This window comes from Streptomyces sp. SYP-A7185 (assembly GCF_046103685.1).
In the GTDB taxonomy this organism is placed as follows: domain Bacteria; phylum Actinomycetota; class Actinomycetes; order Streptomycetales; family Streptomycetaceae; genus Streptomyces.
Map to the genome: position 1 here is coordinate 401,111 of NZ_CP122310.1, position 20,537 is coordinate 421,647.

Annotated in this window: 20 protein-coding genes; 7 read left to right on the top strand and 13 right to left on the bottom strand. The window is 68.3% G+C overall.

Features of this window, described 5'->3' with window-relative positions; genetic code table 11:
- Window positions 1-21: 21 nt before the first annotated feature.
- Window positions 22-363: a hypothetical protein gene (locus tag QBL25_RS01875; protein WP_409055178.1), complete on the top strand. Its 342-nt coding sequence runs from the start codon at window positions 22-24 to the stop codon at window positions 361-363.
- 91 nt (window positions 364-454) lie between these two features.
- Here the strand turns inward: QBL25_RS01875 and QBL25_RS01880 are convergent, their stop codons facing one another.
- The 3 genes from QBL25_RS01880 to QBL25_RS01890 all read right to left on the bottom strand — a co-directional run bounded on the left by QBL25_RS01880 (window position 455) and on the right by QBL25_RS01890 (window position 4,016).
- Window positions 455-1,381 carry an RICIN domain-containing protein gene (locus tag QBL25_RS01880; protein ID WP_409055179.1) on the bottom strand — a complete coding sequence of 309 codons (927 nt, stop codon included), beginning with the start codon at window positions 1,379-1,381 and terminating at the stop codon, window positions 455-457.
- A gap of 215 nt (window positions 1,382-1,596) precedes the next feature.
- A complete protein-coding gene (locus QBL25_RS01885) occupies window positions 1,597-3,627 on the bottom strand; it encodes a hypothetical protein (protein WP_409055180.1) in 2,031 nt (676 codons plus the stop codon).
- 221 nt (window positions 3,628-3,848) lie between these two features.
- Window positions 3,849-4,016 carry a hypothetical protein gene (locus QBL25_RS01890; protein ID WP_409055181.1) on the bottom strand — a complete coding sequence of 56 codons (168 nt, stop codon included), beginning with the start codon at window positions 4,014-4,016 and terminating at the stop codon, window positions 3,849-3,851.
- A gap of 213 nt (window positions 4,017-4,229) precedes the next feature.
- On the opposite strand from QBL25_RS01890, the gene QBL25_RS01895 reads away from it, so the two are divergent.
- Window positions 4,230-4,880, top strand: coding sequence for a TetR/AcrR family transcriptional regulator (locus QBL25_RS01895; RefSeq protein ID WP_409055182.1), 651 nt, complete (start codon window positions 4,230-4,232; stop codon window positions 4,878-4,880).
- Window positions 4,881-4,926: 46 nt separating this feature from the next.
- The gene (locus QBL25_RS01900) at window positions 4,927-5,574 is read left to right on the top strand and encodes an SMI1/KNR4 family protein (RefSeq protein ID WP_409055183.1); all 648 of its coding nucleotides are present in this window, start codon (window positions 4,927-4,929) and stop codon (window positions 5,572-5,574) included.
- A 319-nt stretch (window positions 5,575-5,893) separates the two neighbouring features.
- Here the strand turns inward: QBL25_RS01900 and QBL25_RS01905 are convergent, their stop codons facing one another.
- From QBL25_RS01905 to QBL25_RS01935, 7 genes are all read right to left on the bottom strand, one after another.
- Window positions 5,894-6,727 (bottom strand): amino acid ABC transporter ATP-binding protein, encoded by an 834-nt coding sequence (locus tag QBL25_RS01905; RefSeq protein WP_409055184.1) that lies wholly within the window; start codon window positions 6,725-6,727, stop codon window positions 5,894-5,896.
- Window positions 6,728-6,732: 5 nt separating this feature from the next.
- Complete coding sequence (locus tag QBL25_RS01910; RefSeq protein WP_409055185.1) at window positions 6,733-7,518, bottom strand: amino acid ABC transporter permease; 786 nt, start codon at window positions 7,516-7,518, stop codon at window positions 6,733-6,735.
- Window positions 7,519-7,559: 41 nt separating this feature from the next.
- Window positions 7,560-8,345: a transporter substrate-binding domain-containing protein gene (locus QBL25_RS01915; protein ID WP_409055186.1), complete on the bottom strand. Its 786-nt coding sequence runs from the start codon at window positions 8,343-8,345 to the stop codon at window positions 7,560-7,562.
- Window positions 8,346-8,562: 217 nt separating this feature from the next.
- Entirely contained in the window at window positions 8,563-10,608 is a 2,046-nt protein-coding gene (locus tag QBL25_RS01920; RefSeq protein WP_409055187.1) for a hypothetical protein, read from the bottom strand.
- 86 nt (window positions 10,609-10,694) lie between these two features.
- Window positions 10,695-11,462, bottom strand: a complete 768-nt coding sequence (locus QBL25_RS01925; RefSeq protein ID WP_409055188.1) for a class I SAM-dependent methyltransferase — start codon at window positions 11,460-11,462, stop codon at window positions 10,695-10,697.
- Window positions 11,463-11,579: 117 nt separating this feature from the next.
- Window positions 11,580-12,041 (bottom strand): hypothetical protein, encoded by a 462-nt coding sequence (locus QBL25_RS01930; RefSeq protein WP_409055189.1) that lies wholly within the window; start codon window positions 12,039-12,041, stop codon window positions 11,580-11,582.
- Window positions 12,042-12,213: 172 nt separating this feature from the next.
- Window positions 12,214-13,809 carry a hypothetical protein gene (locus tag QBL25_RS01935; protein WP_409055190.1) on the bottom strand — a complete coding sequence of 532 codons (1,596 nt, stop codon included), beginning with the start codon at window positions 13,807-13,809 and terminating at the stop codon, window positions 12,214-12,216.
- A 398-nt stretch (window positions 13,810-14,207) separates the two neighbouring features.
- On the opposite strand from QBL25_RS01935, the gene QBL25_RS01940 reads away from it, so the two are divergent.
- Window positions 14,208-15,221, top strand: coding sequence for a sporulation protein (locus tag QBL25_RS01940; RefSeq protein WP_409055191.1), 1,014 nt, complete (start codon window positions 14,208-14,210; stop codon window positions 15,219-15,221).
- Between the two features lie 195 nt (window positions 15,222-15,416).
- On the opposite strand, the gene QBL25_RS01945 is transcribed toward QBL25_RS01940, so the two are convergent.
- On the bottom strand, window positions 15,417-15,791 hold the full coding sequence (locus tag QBL25_RS01945) for a MerR family transcriptional regulator (RefSeq protein ID WP_409055192.1): 375 nt from the start codon (window positions 15,789-15,791) through the stop codon (window positions 15,417-15,419).
- 205 nt (window positions 15,792-15,996) lie between these two features.
- Here QBL25_RS01945 and QBL25_RS01950 point away from each other — a divergent pair, with 205 nt between their 5' ends.
- Complete coding sequence (locus tag QBL25_RS01950; RefSeq protein WP_409055193.1) at window positions 15,997-16,932, top strand: alpha/beta hydrolase family protein; 936 nt, start codon at window positions 15,997-15,999, stop codon at window positions 16,930-16,932.
- A gap of 213 nt (window positions 16,933-17,145) precedes the next feature.
- On the opposite strand, the gene QBL25_RS01955 is transcribed toward QBL25_RS01950, so the two are convergent.
- Entirely contained in the window at window positions 17,146-17,940 is a 795-nt protein-coding gene (locus QBL25_RS01955) for a MerR family transcriptional regulator (RefSeq protein WP_409055194.1), read from the bottom strand.
- Window positions 17,941-18,018: 78 nt separating this feature from the next.
- Here QBL25_RS01955 and QBL25_RS01960 point away from each other — a divergent pair, with 78 nt between their 5' ends.
- Window positions 18,019-18,381, top strand: coding sequence for a nuclear transport factor 2 family protein (locus QBL25_RS01960; RefSeq protein ID WP_409055195.1), 363 nt, complete (start codon window positions 18,019-18,021; stop codon window positions 18,379-18,381).
- Between the two features lie 38 nt (window positions 18,382-18,419).
- Window positions 18,420-19,205 (top strand): SDR family oxidoreductase, encoded by a 786-nt coding sequence (locus QBL25_RS01965; RefSeq protein WP_409055196.1) that lies wholly within the window; start codon window positions 18,420-18,422, stop codon window positions 19,203-19,205.
- A 224-nt stretch (window positions 19,206-19,429) separates the two neighbouring features.
- On the opposite strand, the gene QBL25_RS01970 is transcribed toward QBL25_RS01965, so the two are convergent.
- On the bottom strand, window positions 19,430-20,428 hold the full coding sequence (locus tag QBL25_RS01970; RefSeq protein WP_409062514.1) for an NADP-dependent oxidoreductase: 999 nt from the start codon (window positions 20,426-20,428) through the stop codon (window positions 19,430-19,432).
- Window positions 20,429-20,537: the final 109 nt, after the last annotated feature.

Sequence of the window (20,537 nt, forward strand, 5' to 3'; positions counted from 1 at the left end):
ACACTGGCCCGCGCGCAGGGCATGGCCACGGTGGCACAGGAAGCGGCGGAGGACGCGGCCGGGACGGTGCGGGACCTGCAAGACCAGCTCACCGCCACCGAGGGCCAGGTGCGTGAGGCCGCGGCGCGAGAACGGATGGCCGCGGACGCCGTCACCCAGGGCACAGCGGCTCGCGACCGGCGTGACAGGCAGTGGCAGCAGCTCCAGAGCGAGGTGCGGAGCATCCGCCAGGAGCGAGCCGATCAGCAAAGGCTGCGGGACGACGCCTGGGCGGCCATGCCGGGCCTGTCCGGAACGCTCAGCGCCGACCGCTGCCGGGAGGGCGTCGGCGGGGCACGGTTCCCGTTGGGCTCGCTCTCGTAGGTCCTGTCATCGCTGACAGGCGTGACCGGGCCCCGGCGGAAGCTCCCGCCGGGGCCCGGTGGTGACCCGCGCAGTCCGCGGACCAGGGGGATCAGGTGTTGATCAGCCGCCAGCGGCTGTCGCCGTTCGTGCACGTGCCGATCGCCAGCCGCGTACCCGCGACCCTCGGCTCGGCGCCGTAGACCTGAAGGCACAGGTCGTTGCTGGCGTAGTTGCGGATCCAGACGGCGCCGTCACCTGCCGACTGGAGCCAGTACAACTGGTTGTCGCTCGGGATCGTGTTGCACCGCCCTTCGGAGAGCTTGGTACCCGCCCGCTGAGAACCGCGCTCGGGAAGGTCGATGCACAGGTGGTCCTTCACATTGCCGAACGACACGAGATCGCTGCCGCCGGGGCCCTTCCCGGCGTAGCGGACCCTCATGTTCCAGATCTGGTTGTCCTCGTCGGTGCCGTCGCAGTGGTACTGGCTGACGCCCTTGCCCACAGAACCGGCCTTGTAATAGGGGATGTCGGCACACATCCCGGTGGACGCGTTCTTCAACAAAATGCCGAGGCGCTCGCCCGTGGTCAGAGTGCGCGCCGACACCTCACCCGAATCGCTGGACGGCTCCCCCTCTTTGCTCTTCTTCTGCTTCTTCTCCGAGGACGCCGAGGGTGCGACGCCGCCAGAGGGCTCCGCCGGACGCTCGGCGATCGCGCCGGGCCCCGGCGGCTGCTTCTTGTTCTGCTGTGTCGCCTCCGGCTTGGGGCGCGGCGACGACGGCCGGGGGGACTTCTTCTCCGCCACGGACTGCTCCGCCGCCAGTTTCAGCTTCTTGTCGTTCTCGTCGGCCTGGTAGCTGCGCCACGCGCCCAGCCCCAGGGTGGCCCCTGCCGCGAGCGCCAGCACGGCCACCGCGCCGGTGACTCTGCTCCCCAGGCGCGAGCGTTCGCCCGGCTGCTGGGCGTTCGTCGTCAGTGCGTCGACGAACCGCGCGCGTTGCCGCCGCTTGGCGTCATCCTCATCGATCTCACTCAATGCCCGTTCCCAACGTGCAGAAGGTCCAACAGACGGTGTTTCACCAGTGGGTATGAGGTACGACGGAACCCCGGCCGGGCCGTTTCCGCCCTGGGTCAGGACCGGACCCCCGTCCTCATCGGGTCAGTCAAACACCACAGGGCGCGCACCAGGCCGGCCCGTGGGCACGGTGAGCACTGCTTGAGCAGGGATTGAGCACACCTGGCCGGCCGGCTTCAGCGTGGTACCGGGCCGTGCAGCTCGCGCTCCCGCAGCAGTTCCGCTGCCGTCACCAGCGCGGTGGACAGGCGGCGCCGGTAGGTGCTGAAGGACAGCGCCGCCCGGCTCGCCGCGGCCTGCTGGCTTCGCGGCCCGCTCAGATAGGTAATCTCCAGGATGTCGGCCAGCTGCCGCCCTCCGGGCTGCGCCCGCAACTGCACCACGGTCTCCGTCAGCACTTGTTGCAGCGCGCCGGGGTTCGCATCGGGCGCTACCAGCCGGGTGCCGAGGAGCGCGCTGTGTGCGAACTGCTGCGGCTCCGAGACACTGCGATAGGCGTGCTTGACGGCCTCCACGAACTCCGACCACGGCATGGCCGGTGCCAACGGCGCGACGACCGGAACCGAGGTCGCCACGGGTTCGTCGATCAGCAGCCGCACGCTCAGCGCCTTGGTCCAGCGGGCGAACGGCACGCTGCGCCAGTCCTGTACGAACGAGGACAGCGGTTCGCCGTCGGTGTCGGTGACCGGGGCCGCGGGCCGCTGGCCATAAAGGTCGAGGAGCTGGGCCAGCTGCCGCTGGTTTCGCGTCGTGCAGATCCAGCTCACCGCGAGACCGGGGGTGGTCGCCCACAACGTGGTCAGCGCGAAGCAGGCCGCCACCGCGTCGCCGGTGCTCCAGCGCCCCAGCAGCAGGCGCCCGGGGCGTCGTAACGGCGATGACTGGTCGGTCATGTGTTCCAGAGCGGCGTGCATCACCGGGTCGTCGGGCAGCTTGGTGGCGCTCGGTTCCAAGCAGGGCACGACGAGCGTGCCGGTGATGACGCCCCGGCCGTTCTCGGCGACGATGAAGGCCGACGGTTGTCGATTCCACCATTGCCGCGCCAGATCACCGGCCGCGACGCCGTGCTCCTTCTCGATCGCGGCCAGGACCGTGTCCAGGTCCTGCGGGCGTGCGGCCCGCAGGTGCAGACGGTCCGTGCCGCGCCAGTCGGCCGCTTTGCGCACCACCGAACTCGCCCGCCCGAGGTAGGCCAGGCTCGCACCGAACGCCCAGCGGCCGCCCGTGCGCTGGGCCAGCCGCTCGGCCAAGTACGCGTGCAGCCGACGGAAGAGGCGCTCGTACTTCTCCAGATCGCGCCAGCGCAGGTCGGCCAGCAGGGCTTCTCGCACCAGTTCGTGCGGTATCAGACCATCGGCGGTGCTGTGCACGAACGACAGCGTGCGCAGCCAGGCGAACAGAGCCTGGGCCGCGGCCACCGGCACGTCGAGAGCTTGCCGCACCAGTTCCTCGGTGGTGACCCGGGCCAGTGCCAGCACGTGGAGCGCGTCGGCCCGGGCCGGTGACGGAGTCTCCCGCAGCAGCAACCGCAGCAACTCCCTCACCAGATCCGGTGAGTTGTCCAGTTCCCACGCACTGCCCGGTCCGGCATCCTCCGTGGAGTTTTCCCGGGCGTCGGCGAAGAGCGCCAGAGCCAGGGGTAAGCCGTGTGCGGTGCGTACGATGTCGGCCGCCGACGTCTCCGCGACGTCCCGGTTGCGCAGCAGCAAGGCGGCCTCGGCGTCGTCCATGGCGGACAGCTTCACGCGGCGCAGCGCATGCCACCACTGTGTGTCGGTACGCCACTCGATGGCCGGGGCCAGGCGCGACCCGATCACGACCAGCAGGTGCGCGGGCATCCGGGGCAGGAAATCCTCACGCAGCCACTGCTCCAGCGGACCCAGTGCCTCCGCCGAGTCGATCAGCAGCAACTGCGCCTCGTCCGGCGGCCCCTGCGCCTCCAACGCGGCCCGGAAAGCATCCGGCGTCGCCTCCGTGCTCCGCATGTCGACCATACGCAGGGACCTGCCGTGGATCCTTGCCTCGTCCGCGAAGCGAAGCAGCAGAGTGCTCTTGCCGACTCCCCCCATGCCGTGCAGCCACACCACGAAGCAGCCCCGGCCCTCGCTGAGCATCAGCTCGCGCAGCAGCCGTAGTTCGGCGACGCGCCCGGTGAAGAACTTGCGACGCAACGCCGCAAGGGCGCTTCCGTGGGAATCGTCAGACATGAGTGTGGGGCACTCCGTATCTTGTGCGCGGCCGCACCAGCGCCCTTGTCGCTGCCGGGCCTGGGGGGGTCGCCCGGGTCTGCCGGGTCCGCTGTTGGCGGTGAGGACCTGACAGGGCCCGCCGGCCAGATCGAGTGGGTCCGCGAAGTCGTAGGAGGGGTTCGCCGGTAGAGGGGCGGACGTCAACTCCCCGCCCTCTTCGGCTGCCGGCGGGATCGGCATCACGTGAGGGGCGTCGAAGTCGTGTACGTCAGGATCCGGCCCGAAGCGACAATGGCACGACGGCCGGATGCGACGGCCTCGGACACACCCCGCGCCCCCTGCTCAACCACGTGATCGGCCAGCTCTCCCACTGCTTCCGCAACGGAGAGCACTTCGACGAACAGCATGCCTGCACCTCCCCATCAGCGGGTCTGGCCGTTGCGGCTTCACTTCTTGACGCTGGAGACGTCCGCGGGTTGTGCGCGAGCGGCGCCACGGGGCCGGGCCCCTCCGCCAGGTAGCCTATGTCTGGAGTCGCACTCTGATCAACTGGAGTTGGGCTCCAGATTGGCCCGGGGGCCGGGCATCCGCGCACCTGCCGCACAGGTAGCGTGGCGAGAATGGAACGCCCTTCACAGCAGCGGCGAGCTCAGCGCGCAGCCAGTACACACGAAGCGATCATCGACGCGGCAGGCCGCCTGTTTGCCGACAAGGGATACTTCGCGACGACCGTTCACGACATCGCGGAACTGGCGGACGTGTCCCCGGCGACGGTCTACGCGGTTGCCGGCGGCAAGCAAGGAATGATCACGTCACTCGCCGCAAGGTGGGCCGCCTCCCCCATCCTGCACGACAGCCTGCAGCGACTCCCTACCCTCACTGACCCCTTCGAGGTCGTGAGCTACGTCGCGCGTGCCAGCCGAGAGGTGCGTGAGCAGCACGGCGACACCATGCGCATCCTGCTCGCGACCGCCTCGAGCCATCCGCCGATCGCGTGCGAGCTGAAGACGTCAACAGAGCGGTACCGCGGCACCATGGACGAGGTCGCCCGACATCTCGAACAGCTCGGCGTTCCCGGAGGACGACACCTCATCGGGGACGTGCTGTGGTTCTTCTTCGGCTACAGCGGCTACTTCACGCTGCTCGACGACAACGGCTGGGACTATGACCGCGCCCAGGAATGGCTCCTCGCACAGTGCACCCAGTCTCTCGGCATCGCGCGTGCGCAGCGATCGGCCCTGAGTACCCGCGAGGCTTCTTCGGGAACGTGAGCCGTAGGGGCCCCGCACGGCGGCGTTGTCAGAGCCACCTGGCACCATGACCGCCATGAGTGAGACAACTGGGCCTGACGAAAATGAAGTTGCCGCTGTCTTGACCACTCCGCAGGAGTGGCGCGGCTTTCTGGAGCGGTACGGCGAGCGGTACCTGAAGTCCTCTGCCGACGAGGACGAGCTGGCCGATCTGCTGGACGAAGATCAGCTGGACGCGCTGGACCGGGAGGAGCGGGTCGAACAGTGGCTGGGTGAAGCACCGGCTCGGGAAGACGCGCTGGCGGCATCCGAGGAGCGCCTCGGGGTACGGTTCCCACCGAGCCTGCGGGGGTTCTACCTGGCGAGCGACGGATGGACGCACCTGGATGCCTGGGTGGACGGCGTCCATCCGTGCGGCCGCGTCTCGTGGATGCGGGACAGCGACGCCGGCCGGCGCGTGATCGAGGTCTACGAATCGATACCCGGCAACGAAGACGACGTACAGATGTTCCGCCGGTCCCTGGAGATCGCCCACGGAGAGGACTTCTGGCTGCTCGATCCGACCGACGTCGGTCCGGACGGCGAGTGGGCCGCCTACGAGTTCGCGCCGAAGTACGGCGATCCGACCCAGTACCCCAGCTTCTCGGAGCTGTTCCACTCCGACTACGAGAACATGGACGACGATGACGATGACGGCGACGAAGACGACGACTGAGTCGGGTCGCTGACGTCACGTCCACGTCAGTGGCGAGGCGCGGCCGGCGGCTGCTTCGCAGGACTCGATGGTCCTGTCGCAGCGGGTGACGAAGCCATGGCACAGCCGGGGGATCATCGCGTCCGAGTCCCGGCTGTGCTCGCTCACAAGCGCCGCCCGCGCGCAACGAGTCCGGCTGTGCGGACCTCCTCCTCGCCCGCCGCACCGGAACTTGTGCGGGCGGGCGCCTGCGGGCATGCGCCCCCGCGGGGCCGCTCCCACAAGCCCACGCGCCCGCCGCGACGGCCCGCACGCCGAGCTACTCGCTCCCGAGATGCACTCAGCGATCCACGCGCTTCTCGTGCGGTCCTGTGTCCGGGACCTCGCCCATTTCCGCCGCCGCAGGGTCGAGTACGCGCGCCAGGAACAGTCGGGTCCGCTCGTGCTGCGGGTCGCCCACCACACGGTCGGGCGTGCCTTCCTCGACGATCACTCCGTCGTCCATGAAGACCACCCGGTCGGCGACCTCGCGCGCGAAGCTCATCTCGTGGGTGACGACCAGCATCGTCATCCCCTCCTGGGCGAGCGAGCGCATCACCGCGAGCACGTCCCCGACCAGTTCGGGATCGAGCGCGGAGGTCGGCTCGTCGAAGAGCATCAGCTCGGGGTCCATGGACAGCGCCCGAGCGATCGCGACCCGCTGCTGCTGACCGCCGGAGAGCTGCGCCGGATAGGACTGCTCCTTGTCGACGAGGCCCACCCGCGCGAGGTTGGCCCGCGCGATGCGCTCCGCCTCCTCCTTGCCGCGCCGCAGCACGCGGCGCTGCGCGATGGTCAGGTTCTCCAGGGCCGTGAGGTGCGGGAAGAGGTTGAAGGACTGGAAGACCATGCCGATCCGGCGGCGGACGCGATCGATGTCGACATCGGGGTCGGTGACCTCCGTGCCGGCCACCGTCACCGTGCCCGACGTGGGCTCTTCCAGAAGATTGACGCAGCGCAGCAGGGTCGACTTGCCGGAGCCCGAAGGTCCGATGACGCAGACCACGTCACCGCGCCCGACCGTCAGGTCGATGCCCTTGAGCACCGGCAGATCACCGAAGGACTTGCGCAGTTCGCGCACTTCGATCGCCTGGCCCGAAGGTGCGGGCGCATCGGGTTCCTTGTCCGACTTCATGGTGCTCACCTGGCTTTCGCCGTACGGGCTTCGAGCCGCCGCACCAGATGGCCGAGCGGGAGGGTGATGACGAGGTACAGCAGTCCGGCGATCAGGATCGGGGTCAGGCTCTTGTGCTCGTTCAGCGCGTCGCGGCCGAAGTTGGCCAGCTCGAACTGGCCGAGCGAGAGGCCGAGCAGATACACCAGTGAGGAGTCCTTGGTGAGCAGGATCAGCTCGTTGGTCAGCGGCGGCAGCACGATCCGGAACGCCTGCGGCATCACGATCGACACCATCGCACGCCCCGGAGACATGCCCAGCGAACGGGCCGCCTCCGTCTGCCCCTTGGGTACCGCCAGGATGCCCGCGCGGATCGTCTCGGCCATGTAGGCGGCTCCCACCAGGCCCAGAGACAGCATCACCGTGATGTTCATGTCGAGCGCGACCTCGAAGGCCAACGGCACACCGAAGCCGAGCGCGATGAACACCAGCAGGGAGGGAACGCCGCGGAAGAACTCGATGTAGGCGATCGCGATCCAGCGGTAGGGAGGCACCGTGGACAGCCGCATCAGCGCCAGCATGATGCCGAGCCCCAGGCCGAAGCCGAAGCCGAGCAGCGTGTAGTAGGCGGTGTTGACCAGCGCGGTGGTGATCACCTCGGGGAACAGCGCCTTGGCGATCTCCACGTCGAAGAATGCCTGGCGCAGGGTCCCCCAGTCGGCCACCAGCGCGAACACGGCTACGGCGATGAACAGCACGGCGTACTGGACGCCGCGCAGCAGCCGTGCCCGCCGCCGTCGGGACATGGACATACGTGCAGAACTCCTCTGGTCAGCCGCCCGGGTCCTTGAGGTCAGCTCTGCGGTGTGGTGCCGAACCACTTCTTGTAGATCTTGTCGTAACTGCCGTCGGCCCGGGCGTCCTTGAGCACCTCGTTGACCTTCTTGCGCAGTGAGTCGTTGCCCGTGCGGAAGCCGATTCCGTACTTCTCACCGGTGTCGAACTCCGCGGTCACCTCGGTGTCCGGGTTGTCCTTGATGTATTCGAAGAGCACGCCGTTGTCGTTGATGCCCGCGTCGACCTTGCCGGCCTTGACCGCCGTGAGCAGCAGGCCGACGTCCTCGTACTCCACGAGTTCGACGTCGAGGCCCTTGCTCTCCTTCTTGGCGTAGATGCCGCCGGTGGTGGCCTTTTGGTAGCCGAGCTTCTTGCCCTTGAGATCCTCGAAGGTCTTGTAGGGCTGCCCCTTCTTGGTGATCAGCGCCTGGGTGGCGTTGAAGTAGGGGGCCGAGAAATCCATGACCTTGTCGCGCTCGTCGGTGATCGTCATGCCCGCGGCGGCCAGGTCGCACTTGCGGATGTTGAAGTCCTGGCCGGTTTCGATGCCCTCGAACGGTGTGTTGACGATCTCCTGCTCGACCCCCAGCTCCTTGGCGACCAGGTCGACCAGGTCCACGTCGAAGCCGACGATCTTGCCGTCCTTCTTCGACTGGAACGGCGGATAGGGCAGATGCGTGCAGGTCTTGATCTTGCCGGACGAGACGAGCTTGATCCCCGAGGCGTTCGTGTCGCCGTCGCCGTCGGACTTGGTGCTGGTGCAGCTCGACATCAACAGGACGGCGACCGCGGTCAGGGCCATGGCAGCCACCGGGGAACGAACGGGCTTCGGGGGACGAGCGGACACAGGACCTCCAGGGCAGGCTCGAACCAGGGCGCGAGCGAGATCAACAGCGCTGTGTGCTGCGCGAGCTGCGGTGCATCCTGCCACCGACCAGGGCTCTTGTCCCGCCCTCGGGGTTGCGTATGGGTAACACACTCGATCTCCACTGCACCAACTCCCCTCTGCTATGCACTCCTTACTCTGCGTCAGCTGACGCATGGGCGGCCGTGACCGTCGGAAACGCAGAGGACCGCATGCGCCAGGCCCGGGCGAAAAGTTCGGGCAAGGGGCCGGCGACGGGCCGGGAGTAGACCTTGCGCCCGATGATCCGGACCCCGAGCAGCTCCGCCTTCCAGGTCTCCATCGGAGGGTAGAACTTGTCCCCGCTCGCCCAGTCGCCGGGCAGGAACATCCCGCGCCCGGCCCGGGCCCTGCGGTCGGCGACCACCACACCGGCCTCGACGAGCGTGGCCGCAACGGCCTTGTGGTGCGCGGCAGTCCACCGGTTGAAGCGGCGGATTCGGCGATCGGTGGGCACGGGCAGGGCCAGCAGCTGCAGATACAACGTGGCGGCGTCCGTGTCCAGACCGGTGGCGGCGACCACCTCCTCGACCACCTGTGGTGCGGACAGCCGCGGATCGCTCTCGTAGCCGCCCGGCGGCAAAGCCCCCTCGGTGATGCGCTGCACGATCCGCTCGAACTCCGGTCCGCGCAGCCTGCGCACCAGCGCCAGATGCGAGCCCTCCGCGTCGATCACGCTCTCCAGGCGCCGCGAGCGCTCGTCGGCCGCGTAGCGGCCGGGCCGGAAGTACACGCCGGGCGCCTCGCGCTCACCGCGCCGGTCGAACCCGGCCTCGGACACCACAACCAGGCCGTCGTCGAGCGTGGGGTGGGTGAGCGGCTCGGCAGCGTCCACATAGGGCTGGGCGCCCGGGAAGCCCGGCAGCAGGTCCGCCACGGTGCGGCCGCGCAGGCTGCGGCCACGGGCGGAGAGCAGCAACGCCGGGTGGGCCAGGCGTTCACGCAGCAGCCGGAGGGTCTCGGGGACTCCACGGCGTACGGGATCTCCTTCGGGAAGCTCGGCGTACACCCAGTCGACGGCGTCACAGACCACCGCGAGCAGCTCTCTGAAACGGAAACCCTCGTCGCCCTCCCAACCGCCGCCGCTGATGCTGTTCACCCGCAGCCGGGTGTCCGGGTCGCGGGTCAGCCGCGGCTCGCGCGCGGGATCGGCGAACACGGCACACACGGCTGCCGGGGCCATCCGTATGTCGCTGTGCTCGGTGGCGACGACGAGCGTCGACTCCGGCACGGCGGGGCGTACGCCCTGTTGCCTGGCCCAGGCCTCGGCGATCCGCTCGGCGAGCGCCAGCTGCCCGCCCTCCAGCCACAACTGCTCGGGGTCGGCGGGCAGTACGTCGGCCAGCAGGTCGAGACGCTCGGCCACCCGCAGGGTCAACAACTCCCGCTCACCGGCCTCGGCGTCGGACTGCTTGAGCCCCATCACCTTGCGCGCCTCGGCGTCGAGACCCTGATACCCGTACTTCACATCAGGCACTCCGGCGAGCAGCAGCGCGGCACCGGCCCGGCTCAGCCCGGTCCGCTCGGCGAGCAGCGCGGCCGCCGCGCGGTCCCAGGGCGCGGGGCCCTTCTGCCGTACGAGGTGCACAAGGCGCCGCAGCCGCTCAGGCGTGTCCCAACCGGCCGCGGGCACCGGCTCGGCGGCAGTGATCCGTCCGGAGGTGGGCGCCGGCGCGGTGCCGGTGCGCAACTCGACGAACCGCTGCCCGTCCTGGCCGGTGCCGAGCCCGTGCAGAGCGACCATCGCGCCGTCGCGGGTCCGCACGGCATACCTGTCCTTGTCCTTGTGCTCGTCCTGGTCCTTGTCGGCGAGTTCAAGGACGCCGGTACGCATCCGGCTACGGGCCTCCGGGTCGGCAAAAGGAGTCTCTGCCCACACCTCCAGCATCGCCAACTGGACGGCGCGCAGATGGTCTTGTACGTGGAAGGAGCTGGCCCGCAGGGCCACGGCACCGCACCGGCCGATGAACTGGTGCCAGTTCCAGCCCAGGTACCGTTCGGGCGCCTCCTCGCCGCTTCCGGTCAAGTAGTTACCGACCTGGGTGAACACGGCGAGCGTGCCGGGCCTCCAGTATCCGGCACCTTCGATGAAACCGTTGAGGGCCGGAGCGATCCACTTCTCGTCGAAGGGCTGCGCGGGGTGCATCGGGGCGTGGGACATGCGGCCATCCTGCCGGATGGCCTGGCCGCCTTTCATCGGGGCCGGGGCGTCACAGGAGTCTGGCTCTGGCTCGCCCTACGGATCAGTCAGCCCTCGCGGCGCCGGCGTGCGAGATGGACGGTGAGGTCGGCGGACAGCTCGACGCTGTCCGGTAGTACCTGCATGATCCCGCTGAAGGCCCGCTCTCGCTGCGCGGTCGGCAAGACGCGATAGGCCGAGATGGTGGAGATATGGCCGAGGTAGTCGCGAGCGCTCATCGTGACGCGCCGTTCGATCACGGACTGCTGGACGCCGGTGAACCACTCGGAGCGTTGCAGTTCCGTCCCCGGCCACTGCATTTCATGGTCCGGAGAGGTTCCGTCAGGTGAGGGGATCTCGTCGCTCTCCAGGAAAGGTGCTCGTGCCGCGCGGACCGCTTCCTCCACGGCCGGGTCAGCCAGCCGAAGGGGCCCGCCCCATGAGGCGAATACGCCATCGGGCTCCAGCAGTGAGGCCATGCGCGACCACCGGTCCGCCGGGTTCACCCAATGCAGTGCTGCTGCCGCGTAGACCAGGCCATAGCGTTGGCTCGGCCGCAAGTCCTCGAACGCTGCGTGCACCGTGGTGACATTGGCCGGCACGTGCTTGCGCAGTTCGGCGAGCATGGCCCCGTCGGGATCGGTCGCAGTGACCTGGACCCCGCGCTGAGCGAACAGGCGCGTCGCCTTGCCTGTCCCCGCGCCGATCTCCAGGGCGGTCCGCACCGGGCGGTCGGCGTAGGCGATCACCATGTCGAACAGCTCCTCGGGATACCCCGGCCGGAACCGTTCGTATGACTCCGCCACCACTCCGAAACTCACCGCGCGACCAGACATACCCAGCATCCTGACACGAGCACTCCTTGCAGTGCTTGATCTGGGTACTTGTCCCGCCCGGCCGGTGCCGACCGGCCGCCCCGCACCGATGCGTGCGGGACGGCCGGGTTCAGCGGATCAGGAGCAGAGAAGGGACCACCCCATGTTGGGGTTCCAGGTCTTCGTGCCGGATGACGTGCCCTTCCATCTGAACGTCGCCACGACGTCGAAGCTCTGTTTGGAAACGCATGGGTCGATGGTCGTCGTGGCGGCCGCGTCCTCGGTGCCGTGCCAGCCGTCGCTGTCCGCCGAGGTGCGCACCGTCACCCATTTGTCGCCGTCGTAGCGCCGCAGCTTCACGTTGGTGACCGCGACCTGGTAGCTGCCGCCACCGGCGACGTCGGTGATCTTCGCCCGTGCCCGGTAGGTGTCGTTGGCCTCGTCCCACCAGACGGTGGCGCAGCGCTTGACCTGCGTGCCGGAGCACTGCCATTCGCTTGCCGCGGATGCCGAGGACGGAGTGAAGACGATCGACGCGCCGAGCGCCGCGGTGACCAATGCGCCGGTAGTGCCCAATCTGCCCACACGCTTGAGCCCCATGAGAATCCCCCTGTTGATCAGCCAGTGATTTCGGGGAACCTTATCCAGCGAATCGGAGCAACTACGCGATCGTGCCAGGTGGTTGCGTTGCCGTGACAAAGTCAGGGTTCCGTTCCTCTTGGTGGAGGACGGGCCCGGACCATCCCGGAGACAGCCCCGCTGTGAGGTTGTGTCAGCCGGGGGCGCAGCCGTGCGTCTGCTGGTCCCGCTCCACGGAGCCGAGTTGGTCGCGCAGCGCTTTGGCCTCCCTGTTGAGACGCACGGCTTCCCTCCGGGCCTCGTACGGATCGCTCCAGTCGATGTGCTCGAGTTCGCGTCGCACGTCGTCCAGTTGTTCTGCGAGGTTTCGGTACTGGGTGTGCAGCTGGTCGCAGACGCCGCTCGTGGATCCGACGGGCACGTTGATGCGCGGGCTCGCCTGGCCGAACCAGCGGACTCCTTCTCGTACCATCTGCCAGCAGAAGGCATAGCTGCCCGCGACGGCAGGGGCGGTGATGTCGAACTGGAACACGGCGCTGTTGCCCGGATCCACGGTCGCCTGCACCAAGTCCAACCGGCCGGTGCCCCAGAGGGTGTTGTCCTGGGGACTCTGACTGCCGAGGCGGTAGAGATCGCGAGCGGTCCAGGTGGTGGAGCCGTTGTTCGCCGCGGTGACGGTGACGTGGGACCGAGCGCCCGTTCCCATCGGGGTGGGGGGCCGCCCGGTCACGCGGACCGATGCGTCATCGATGTAGGCGGGTCCGGGATCGGCCGGGGTGTAGGGGATGCGGAAGAAACCGCGTATCTGCCCGGGCACCTCGCCCGCCGTCCCGTTGGTGGTGATGGTCTTGGCCGGCCGATGCGAGCTGATGTCCAACTGGATGACGATGTCGTCCCTGCCGGGGCAGTTGCAGTCGTAGGTGCGCAGGGTGAGGATGTCGCCGTGCCGCTCGTACCCCCACACCAGCACGACATGGTTCTGGAACACGTCCCAGGGTGCGTACGAGCGGACCAGGACGAGGCCGATCGGGCACAGGATGCCGTTGTCGATGTCGTCGAGGATGCCCGGCACTTCGTCGATCGTGCGGTGGAAGAGGCCGGGGCCCCAGACCAAGGTCTCATGGTCGAGGGCCTGGGTCTCCCTGCGCCATCGCTCGACGAGAGCGATGCCGTTGAAGCTGGTGATGAGGCGTCCGAGTATGTGCTGGGCCAGCTCCAGCGGTATCTGCGAGGACGACCTTCCGCGCAGCTGCGGCGTGCCGGCCTCGTGAATGTCCCTGGCCAGGAAGGACATGCCGCCGCAGAGCCCCATCCGGGTCACGTCGACCGATACCGCAGGAAGCCCGGACACGGATATGTGGAGACTGCTGCCGGGCGGCCACGGCCCGTTGCCGAACAAGGGGGCCCGGCTCGACGGAAGGAAGCCCGGCACGGCGACGGGGCCGAAGCGCTGGACCGTGCCGGACGCCCATAGGGCGACCCCGGAGTCGGAGTAGACGACGAGGTTGCCGTCATCTTGCAAGACGATCCATGCCCCGGGGTTGCCGTCCGTGTTGCTGGCCCACAGAGGCTTGTCCTCGTCCGTGTACAGAACGAAATTTCCGTCCTGCTGCATCACGGCGTGGGTTGCCGGCTGCTGCCAGGTGTCCGAGGACCACAGCGGCACTCCGTCGTCCGTGCGATAGAGGACGAGGTTTCCATCGGCCTGCATGTCCAGTCGCACCCGTGCGTTGTGCGAGGTCAACTCCTCGCCGATGGAGAGCTGTTGTTCCGCGTGCAGACGGTCCATGGGAACCTCCTCACCGCTCCGATTCTTGGGAGTTTCCCAGCGGAATGCCCGATTCGTAAGACTTCGCGCTTCCCGCCTCACGGTATGGCCCAAATGGTCTCGCCCGAGCCCCTGGGCGATCCCCTACGCAGCCAGACCGCACCGCCGGTCCGGTTCAAGGCTCGCCCTCGGCGTAGAGGTGGCGGTTTGATCCTGGCCGGAGTCAGCGCCTGTTTTCGGACGTTCCAGCCGCCACTACCGGGATGTCGTTCGGAGCGGGCCGGGCAGCCCTATTCTTCTACATGACTGTAGAAGATCTGAGGGCGTCACGGCTCCCCCAGCGCTTGTCCGCCCATCCAGCCCTGCTCAGGCGTCACCCTCAGTACAAAATCACACGCATGTAAGGAGTGGACGCCACGATGGTGTTCAAACGGCTGCTCGGCTCACTCGGCGTGGGCGGGCCCACGGTCGACACGGTCCTTGAGCCGGGTGCGGTCCTGCCCGGCGGCAGTCTCCACGGGCAGGTCCATCTCAAAGGCGGCAGTGCCGACTTCGAGATCGAGCACATCACCCTGGAGCTGGTGGCCCGGGCCGAGGTCGAGCATGAGGACGGGGAGAGCGACGGCGCCGTCGTCTTCGACCGGTTCCTGGTGGGCGGTGGGTTCCGTCTCGCCGCGGGCGAGGAGCGCACCATCCCGTTCGCCGTGACCCTGCCGTGGGAGACGCCGATCACGGAGCTGTATGGCCAAGGGCTTGGCATCGTCCTCGGAGTGCGCACGGAGCTGTCGGTGGCGGGAGGGAAGGACAAAGGCGACCTGGACGCGCTCGCGGTGCGGCCCTTGCCCGTCCAGGAGACGATCCTGGAAACCCTGGAGCAGCTCGGCTTCGGCTTCAAGTCCGCCGACCTGGAGTACGGCCACATCGGGGGCACCGCACAGCAACTCCCCTTCTACCAGGAGATCGAACTCACCCCGCCCTCCCCGTATGCCCACACGCTCAACGAGATCGAACTGACCTTCCTGCCCTATCCGGGCGGGATGGAGGTCGTCCTGGAAGCGGACAAGCGCGGCGGCCTCTTCTCCGACGGCCACGACACGGTCACCCGCTTCACCGTCGGTCACGACGGCATCGAACACCAGGACTGGAACACGCTGGTCGACGGCTGGATGCAGGAGCTGGTCGAGCACCGTGCGTCCCACGCCTCCCACGGCTCATACGGGCACGACGATCCCCGCGCCTCGGGCCACGGTCACGGCGATCACCATCACGGGCACGACGACCACCGCCGTTCGGGCCCCGGCATGGGCACCGTCGTCGCAGCAGGCGCGGCCGGGCTCGCGGTCGGCGTCGTCGGCGGAGTGGTCGCGGCCGAAGTGATCGACGAGGTGGGCGACTTCTTCGAGGGTGACGACGAGGAAGAAGACGAGGGGTAGGCAAGCAGGAGGTCGACGCCCTGCTGGCGGAGCACCCTCTCACGAACGTCCTGGCGCCGCCGCTCAAAGTCGGCGCCAGGACCGCCGGCTCAAACGCGCGACGTCCCTTTCCGCGTTCGCCGTCGTGGACCGTCAGCTGTCTCGCCCCTGCCGACTACGACGCTTCCCCGTCGGGGATCTGACGCGGCTCTCCGCCTACTTGTTCCGCGGGCAGGGAGCGCCTGTGTCCAGGTTGAATGTGGCGCCGTCGATGACGGAGTCGAGCCTGTCCCGGCTCTGGGCGAGTTCCGCGATGTGCTGGTCGAGGTGGTCACGCTCTTTGGCCAGGCGCCGGAGCAGTTCGGGGGTGGCCTTGCCGTCGATGATGCAGGGCGTCAGCTCGGCGATGACTTTGCTGCTCAGACCGGCGGCGTACAGCTGACGGATGAGATGGATCCGGTCGACGGCGGATTCCGCGTAATGGCGCTGCCCGCTGCTGCTGCGCTCGGCGGTGAGCAGGTGCTGTTCCTCGTAGTACCGCAGGGCCCGGGTGCTGACTCCCGTGCGCCGGGCGAGTTCCCCGATCCGCATCCCTGCTCCTTCTCGGATGTTCCGCGTCACACCCATTTGCCCTTCACGCCAACGTCAAGTTTTACGGTAATCCGTGCACCCACCAGCGGGCGAATGATCCCGTTTTTTCGGCGGTCGGCGTCAGGTGGGGGACAAGGTCGGCCACCTCAACGTCGAACGCACTCTCCGCCTCCCCGGCCCGCCACCTCCCGAAAGGCACACCCCCATGACCACGCACCCCATTGCGGGCCTCACCGGTCCGGTCCCCACCGCGACGGTGTCCGTCAAACCGCTCGTGCTCCGCGCACCACAGCGCGGCGAGGACCTGCACGTGAGCGTCACCGCCCCCCTCACCGGCACACGCTTGCCCGTGGTGCTCTTCGCCCACGGCTTCGGATCCGACCTCGACGGCTACGCCCCGCTGGTCGATCACTGGGCTGCCGGCGGCTTCGTCGTCGTACGGGCCACCCACCTGGACTCCAAGCGGCTCGCCCTCCCCGCCGCGGACCCTCGCCGCCCTCGGATGTGGCGCCACCGCGTCCAGGACATGCGACGCATCCTCGACGAGCTCACCATCCTGGAGGCGAGCGTGCCGGGGCTGGAGGGCCGCGTCGACCACAGCCGCATCATTGCCGCCGGGCACTCCTTCGGCGGCCAGACCGCCGGCATCCTGGTGGGCCTGCGCGTCACGGACCCGGAGTCCGGCGCCGCCGAGGACCTGTCCGATGCCCGCGTCATGGCCAGCATCCAACTGGCCACCGCAGGTAAGGGCGGCGACGAGCTGACCCCCTTCGCTCACGACAACCTTCCCTGGCTACGCGATCAGGACTTCTCTCCCATCACCGCCCCCGGCCTCGTCGTCGCCGGAGACAAGGACGACCTTCCGCTCACCACCCGGGGCCCGGCCTGGACGACCGACCCCTACACCCTCAGCCGCGGCAACAAGAGCCTCCTGACCGTCCACGGCGGCGAGCACTTCCTGGGCGGCATCTCCGGCTACCAGTCAGCCGAGACCACCGACGAGAACCCTGACCGTGTCGCCCTGGTCCAGCAGTTCACCCTCGCCTATCTGCGCCACGTCACCGGAATCGACCACACCGACTGGCACAACGCCCAAGCGGCCCTCACCGACCATTCGCTGGGGCACCTCGAATCCAAATAGCTCGGCGACCACGGAGGGTGTCGGCCCGGGCAGCACGGATCTCCGCCAGAGCCTTCTCCTCGGAGGCGGTGAGGGTCAGGAAGACCGTGCCCGGATCGTGGACGGCCCTCGGCTTCCGCCACGGCATCAGCGCCGCTGGTAGCGCGGTGTCCAAGCCGGCCTTGCGCAGTGTCGCGCCCCGTCGTTCCAAGGCTCCGCACCGCACTGACCGCCTCAGGTGACTCGGAAGACCGGCCAGCCGATCTCGGTGCGCCACGCAGCGGGATCGCTCGTGTCGCGGGGGCCGACAACGTAGACCTCCCGTACCGGTCCGGCCACCGACATCGCGTTCTCCACCACCCAGGTCCCGAGTTCGCCGTAGGTGACCTCGATGCCGTCGTGCTCGCCGATGTGGGTGGTGACGGCCAGTTCCGCGGCCGGAAGGATCGTGGGCTGCACGCGGCCGGTGCGAGGTGGTGCAGCGGTCGGCAGGTAGACGAGCGCGTGACCGCGCTCCTGCTCGAAAAGGGCGTTGTCGTAGTTGCCGCCCGGTGGTCCGGTCACGGCGGCGCCGACGGCCGCCTCCAATTCGGCCATCGCGCCTGCGTACCAGGTCTCGATGTCGCGAGCCCCGACCACGGCCTCCACCGCCGCGACCGTCCGGGCGGGCTCTGCCCGCAGTTCGACGTTGATTGGCGCGGGGTTGGGCCGCAGGAGGCGGCGCAGCGACACGACCGCGGCGCGGGTGCGGTCGAGTGCGTCCTCGAGGCGTTGCAGGTGGTCCGTGACCAGCGCCGCGCGGACACCGGGGTCGGGGGCCCGCAGGATCTGCCGCACATCGCTCAGGGGGACGTCGAGCTCGCGGAGCCGGTGGATGACCTGCGCGGTCGGGATCTGGTCGACGCGGTAGTAGCGGTAACCGGTGGTCTCGTCCACCACGGCAGGTTCCAGCAGGGCCGCTTCGTGATACCGGCGAAGGGTCCGCACGCTCAAGTGGGTCAGCCGCGAGAACTCTCCGATGGTCAGCATCCCGTCACTCTAAACACTCCCCCGGGGGGAGAGTCCACGGCTTGACCCTCCCGCTCCGCGAGGTCACACCATGGGCTCATGACACAGCACACCGATCTTCCGTCCGATCTGCTCCCGACCGCCGTGCGCGAGTTCCTCGCCGCCCACATCGTCCGCGACGCCGACACCGCCTCGTCGTTCCTCGCCGAGGATGCGGTGATCGTCGACCAGGACGAGACCTTCCGCGGCCGAGAGGAGACCCACGCGTTCCTGCGGGACGCCGGGTCGGAGTTCGAGTACACGACCGAGCAGATCGGCGCTCACCGCGTCGATGACACCCACTGGGTGGTCACCATGCGGCTCGAGGGCACCTTCCCGGGAGGCGTCGCCGAGCTGGACTACCGGTTCGCGCTGCGGGACGACCTCATCGCCGAGCTCGTCATCGCCAACCACTCGGCCTGACCGAACCCGCACCACCTCGATCTTCAGTGGAGAGAAAAATGTCTAGTTCAGATCGCGATCGTCTCAACGGTCGCCGGGCGCTGGTCACGGGCGGTTCGAAGGGCTCGGGCAAGGCCGTCGTGGAGAGACTGCGGGAGATGGGTGCCGACGTGTGGACCACGGCACGCACTATGCCCGGCGGCTACGAGCGCCCCGACCGGTTCATCGAGGCGGACACTTCCACGGTGGGCGGTGTAGAGGTGGTGGTGTCCAAGATCTCTGAGGGAGGTGCGCTGGACATCCTGGTGCACGTGGTCGGAGGGTCGTCAACCCCGCCTGGCGGGTTCGCTGCAGCGGTTGAGGAGCACTGGCTGGCGGAACTCAACCTGAACTTCTTGGGAGCTGTCCGGCTGGATCGAGCGCTGCTGCCGGCAATGGTGGAGGCCGGATCAGGAGTGGTTGTTCACGTCACCTCGATCCAGCGTCAGATGCCGTTGCACGACGCGACGTTGCCGTACGCGTCAGCGAAGGGTGCCTTGCGTACGTACAGCAAGGGTCTTGCGAACGAACTGGCGCCACGTGGCGTGCGGGTGAACGCCGTCAGCCCCGGGGGGATTCAGACCGGAGCGTATGAGGGCTTCATCGACCAGCTCGCCGAGGGCAACGGACTGACCCGCGAAGAGGCGCAGCAGAGCCTGATGGATTCCCTCGGAGGGATTCCACTCGGAAGGTTCGCAACGACGGACGAGGTCGCGGACCTGGTCGGCTTCCTTGTGTCGGATCGAGCCTCATCCATTGTGGGCGCGGAGTACGTCATTGACGGCGGCACTGTTCCAACCGTCTGAGCCAGGAACCGGCTCCGAGTGGCCACTCGCGAACAGCTCGATCCGGCGGCGGAGCCCTCTCCTTCACGAGGACCACGCGGGTACGGCCCGATACGCTTCTTCACCTGGAGAGTGCTTCTTTCCGTGCAGCCAACAAGACCCAGACAAGTCCCATCGTTGCAGGTCAGAAGCACTCTCTGCTTATTTGATCAAGCCTCGGCGCCCCAAGGCGTGAGAGCGCGAGGCTACGGGACCGTGAGCACGATCTTGCCTTGGATGTGCCCTTGGGCAGCGCGCTTGTGGGCCGCCGGGGCGTCTTCGAGTGTGAACGTGCTGTCGATCGCGACGCGAATGGCGCCCGTGTCGAGCAGTTTCCCCAGCTCGGCGAGTTGTGCGCCGTTCGCGCGCACCTGGGTGCCGGTCACGGTGACGCCCAGTTTGGCGTTCTCTGCGTCGTCGAAGTCCCCGAAGTACACCGGGTAAAGCGCGCCGCCACGCCTGAGGGTGGGAAGGAAGCGTCGGCTTGCGGGTCCTCCGACGGCATCCAGGACGAGGTCGACGTCCCGGACGATGTCCTCGGGGCGTTGCCGGGTGTAGTCGATGTACTCGTCCGCGCCCAGGTCACGCAGGAATTCCTCGTGGGCGCCGGAGGCCACGGCGATGACACGGGCGCCCTTCCACTTGGCCAGTTGCAGGGCGAGGTGGCCCACTCCCCCGCCGGCGCCGTTGACGAGCACGGTGGTGTCGGCGGTCAAGGGCATGGGGCGATGCCTGGCCTCCTGAAACGGGGAGGGGTGGTCGTGCCCGACCTCGATCAGGTACTGCCATGCCGTCAGCCCCGACATGGGCAGTCCAGCGGCGTGCGCATGGTCGACGCCGGCCGGTTTGGGCGCGAGGTCGGCCGCCGGCGCGGTGACGTACTGGGCGTAGGCGCCGCTCTGCATCGCGTCGGGGAAGCGCAGCAGACCCATCACTTCGTCTCCGGCGGTGAAGTTCTGGACGCCGTCGGCCACGGCTTCCACGATTCCCGAGATGTCCGTCCCAGGGATCAGAGGCAGGTCGAACGGCGGCTTGAACTCGGCAGGGACGCCGGGCATGCCCTCGCGCACGTACCAGTCGGGCGGGTTGAGGCCGACGGCCTTCACGCGCACGAGCACCTCGCCCGGTGCTGGTGCGGGCACGGGCACTTCGTCATGACGCAGCACTTCGGGGCCGCCGAAGTCGTGCAGCCGGATCGCCTTCATCGTGTGTGCAGGCACCGTTGTCCTCCTACCCGCAGCGCGGGATACCCTTATCCGGATCAGCGAACCACATAAACGGTTCACTGATCCGAATATATGGATCAGTGAACCG

Bases quoted from the DNA above. Each gene is read 5' to 3' on its own strand.
- QBL25_RS01875 (WP_409055178.1), top strand. From the start codon at position 22: ATGGCCACGGTGGCACAGGAAGCGGCGGAGGACGCGGCCGGGACGGTG.
- QBL25_RS01885 (WP_409055180.1), bottom strand. From the start codon at position 3,627: ATGTCTGACGATTCCCACGGAAGCGCCCTTGCGGCGTTGCGTCGCAAG.
- QBL25_RS01890 (WP_409055181.1), bottom strand. From the start codon at position 4,016: ATGCTGTTCGTCGAAGTGCTCTCCGTTGCGGAAGCAGTGGGAGAGCTG.
- QBL25_RS01895 (WP_409055182.1), top strand. From the start codon at position 4,230: ATGGAACGCCCTTCACAGCAGCGGCGAGCTCAGCGCGCAGCCAGTACA.
- QBL25_RS01900 (WP_409055183.1), top strand. From the start codon at position 4,927: ATGACCGCCATGAGTGAGACAACTGGGCCTGACGAAAATGAAGTTGCC.
- QBL25_RS01905 (WP_409055184.1), bottom strand. From the start codon at position 6,727: ATGAAGTCGGACAAGGAACCCGATGCGCCCGCACCTTCGGGCCAGGCG.
- QBL25_RS01910 (WP_409055185.1), bottom strand. From the start codon at position 7,518: ATGTCCATGTCCCGACGGCGGCGGGCACGGCTGCTGCGCGGCGTCCAG.
- QBL25_RS01915 (WP_409055186.1), bottom strand. From the start codon at position 8,345: ATGGCCCTGACCGCGGTCGCCGTCCTGTTGATGTCGAGCTGCACCAGC.
- QBL25_RS01920 (WP_409055187.1), bottom strand. From the start codon at position 10,608: ATGTCCCACGCCCCGATGCACCCCGCGCAGCCCTTCGACGAGAAGTGG.
- QBL25_RS01925 (WP_409055188.1), bottom strand. From the start codon at position 11,462: ATGTCTGGTCGCGCGGTGAGTTTCGGAGTGGTGGCGGAGTCATACGAA.
- QBL25_RS01930 (WP_409055189.1), bottom strand. From the start codon at position 12,041: ATGGGGCTCAAGCGTGTGGGCAGATTGGGCACTACCGGCGCATTGGTC.
- QBL25_RS01935 (WP_409055190.1), bottom strand. From the start codon at position 13,809: ATGGACCGTCTGCACGCGGAACAACAGCTCTCCATCGGCGAGGAGTTG.
- QBL25_RS01940 (WP_409055191.1), top strand. From the start codon at position 14,208: ATGGTGTTCAAACGGCTGCTCGGCTCACTCGGCGTGGGCGGGCCCACG.
- QBL25_RS01945 (WP_409055192.1), bottom strand. From the start codon at position 15,791: ATGCGGATCGGGGAACTCGCCCGGCGCACGGGAGTCAGCACCCGGGCC.
- QBL25_RS01950 (WP_409055193.1), top strand. From the start codon at position 15,997: ATGACCACGCACCCCATTGCGGGCCTCACCGGTCCGGTCCCCACCGCG.
- QBL25_RS01955 (WP_409055194.1), bottom strand. From the start codon at position 17,940: ATGCTGACCATCGGAGAGTTCTCGCGGCTGACCCACTTGAGCGTGCGG.
- QBL25_RS01960 (WP_409055195.1), top strand. From the start codon at position 18,019: ATGACACAGCACACCGATCTTCCGTCCGATCTGCTCCCGACCGCCGTG.
- QBL25_RS01965 (WP_409055196.1), top strand. From the start codon at position 18,420: ATGTCTAGTTCAGATCGCGATCGTCTCAACGGTCGCCGGGCGCTGGTC.
- QBL25_RS01970 (WP_409062514.1), bottom strand. From the start codon at position 20,428: ATGAAGGCGATCCGGCTGCACGACTTCGGCGGCCCCGAAGTGCTGCGT.